Origin of the sequence: Ruminococcus sp. zg-924, assembly GCF_024433635.1 — a bacterium.
Lineage (GTDB): Bacteria > Bacillota > Clostridia > Oscillospirales > Acutalibacteraceae > UBA7067.
Genome location: NZ_WNJZ01000033.1, coordinates 1 through 2014, shown reverse-complemented (window position 1 = coordinate 2014; position 2014 = coordinate 1). Strand labels below are relative to the sequence as shown.

Sequence of the window (2014 nt, the reverse complement as noted above, 5' to 3'; positions counted from 1 at the left end):
TTATTATTTCTGTTTCATATTCCTTTACATGTCGATAACTTCTTGGCATAAAAATATCCCTCCTGATGTATATTCTACATCAAGAGGGGTCTTTTTTCTATTGTCCATTTTTTACGGACTTGTTCATGAAAACGCAGGCTTTCATTTTATGCATAAGTAACTTGATTGCTGTCAATAATAACCTTGCAACAATGAAACGGAGGAAAAATATATGGACAAAAAAGAACCGGAGAAGAAAACGAGCAAGAAGAAAAAATACGGAAAAAGCTTTTATGTTATTTTTGCGCTGTGTATGGTAGCAATGGGCGGAGCTGCATGGTCAGCCTATTCGTCTGTAAATGATTATATGCAGCCGAGCGTTATTGAAACAAAGCCTAAGAGTGACAGCACCAACCCGACTGACGCAACAGCGGATAATCCGTCAACACAGCCTACAACAGAAACAGCGCCGGAAGCTGCTAATGTTGCTAATCAAGCAGAAACAGCATTTCCAACAGATGCTTCAACACCGACCGAAGCGACAGCAGAAAAATCAGAGGACTACTTTTATCCGGTAGGAAAAGAGGTAGTCAAAAAATACAGCGGAGTTACTCCGGTTAAATCTGAAACCTTCGGTGATTACCGCACGCATAACGGAACAGATTTTAAAAGCGAGGAAGATGCGTCTGTTCATATGATAACAACAGGAACAATTCAGGCGATTAAGACGGATGAAATTATGGGCGGAATTATAGTCACAGAAAACAATGACGGAAGCGTTATAACCTATTGCGGAGTAGAGCCGAGTGAGGGCTTAAAAATAGGAGCACATCTAAGCGCAGGCGACGTTATTGGAAATCTCGGAAAAATTGCCGGTGAAGAAAAGGATGGGATACACCTTCATCTTGAAATAAGCGTAGACGGAAAACCTGTAAACCCTGAAGAATTCTTGAATAATAATAACGCTCATTGAGTATATTTGTATCAGCAAGCCCTCGAACCGTTTTAGGGGCAGAAAAGGAAGCCGACCATAAAAAAAGTCGGCTTCTTCTTTTATATTTGTGTTAGTAAAAAGTGTGGAGAAATTAATAGGCATCAGCAATCAATAAAGCTACATATCATATTAACTGCGGATTCACGGCTTATGGTAGATGTGTTCAAGCACAAATCATAGTTTTCAACAGAGCCCCATTTTTGATTAGAATAAAAGTTATAGTAATTTGCTCTTGTTTTGTCTGTTTTTTTAATAATAGACTCAGCCTTGTTTTCAGGCACATTATGAATTTCAACAGCGTTCTTTACACGGTCTTCAAGATTTGCGTATACAAAAATACGGAGAAGATTTTTGTTGTTTCTGAGAATATAATCTGCGCATCTGCCAACAATAACACAAGGCTCAGCGGCAAGCTCACGTATAATCTTGTGCTGTAAAAGATAAAGTTGATCATTAACAGGCATATCACGCATAGGCGCATATCCGTTGCCGAGATTGTAAATTCCCATTGAAAGGCTGTACAGCAGGCTGTTTGTAGCTCGCTCGTCAACGTTTTCAAAAATTTCAGGATTATATCCGCTTTCTTTAGCGGCAAGTGAGATAAGCTCCTTGTCGTAGTACTTTATTCCAAGTTTTTTTGCAAGAGCAATACCAAGCTCTCTGCCTCCACTACCAAATTGACGTCCAATTGTGATTACGTGTTTACAACTCATAATACCATTCGCTCCTAAACCATAAGATTATCTAATATTACAATTATATCACTTGGGTGAAAAAAATCCATATTCTATTTATATGAAAAAACGAAATAGTATTTGTTAATATTGACTATAAAAATAAAGTAAACAGAGAGGATTTGCACAAATTGGTAGAAAGAGGCGAAATTACAAGAAAAAAGGCTTGACAATTGAGATGAGGGTTGATATAATAGTGAAGCTGTCGCAAGAGAGGCGAGAGGAATTAGAAAAGCTTGAAAAAAGCTTAAAAAATTCCAAAATAAGTCTTGACAGAAGCGAATGAGAGTGATATAATTAATCTCAC

General features: G+C 37.9%; 2 protein-coding genes. One reads left to right on the top strand and one right to left on the bottom strand.

Translation table 11 applies throughout. From position 1 onward, the window contains the following. Positions 1-211: 211 nt before the first annotated feature. Positions 212-952, top strand: coding sequence for a M23 family metallopeptidase (locus tag GMA13_RS10490; protein ID WP_255884521.1), 741 nt, complete (start codon positions 212-214; stop codon positions 950-952). Between the two features lie 122 nt (positions 953-1074). On the opposite strand, the gene GMA13_RS10485 is transcribed toward GMA13_RS10490, so the two are convergent. After that, positions 1075-1686: an AAA family ATPase gene (locus GMA13_RS10485; RefSeq protein ID WP_255884522.1), complete on the bottom strand. Its 612-nt coding sequence runs from the start codon at positions 1684-1686 to the stop codon at positions 1075-1077. Positions 1687-2014 lie beyond the last annotated feature (328 nt).

What these genes read in the sequence shown, in the direction of transcription:
- GMA13_RS10485 (WP_255884522.1), bottom strand. Translation starts at nt 1,686, where the DNA reads ATGAGTTGTAAACACGTAATCACAATTGGACGTCAATTTGGTAGTGGA.
- GMA13_RS10490 (WP_255884521.1), top strand. Translation starts at nt 212, where the DNA reads ATGGACAAAAAAGAACCGGAGAAGAAAACGAGCAAGAAGAAAAAATAC.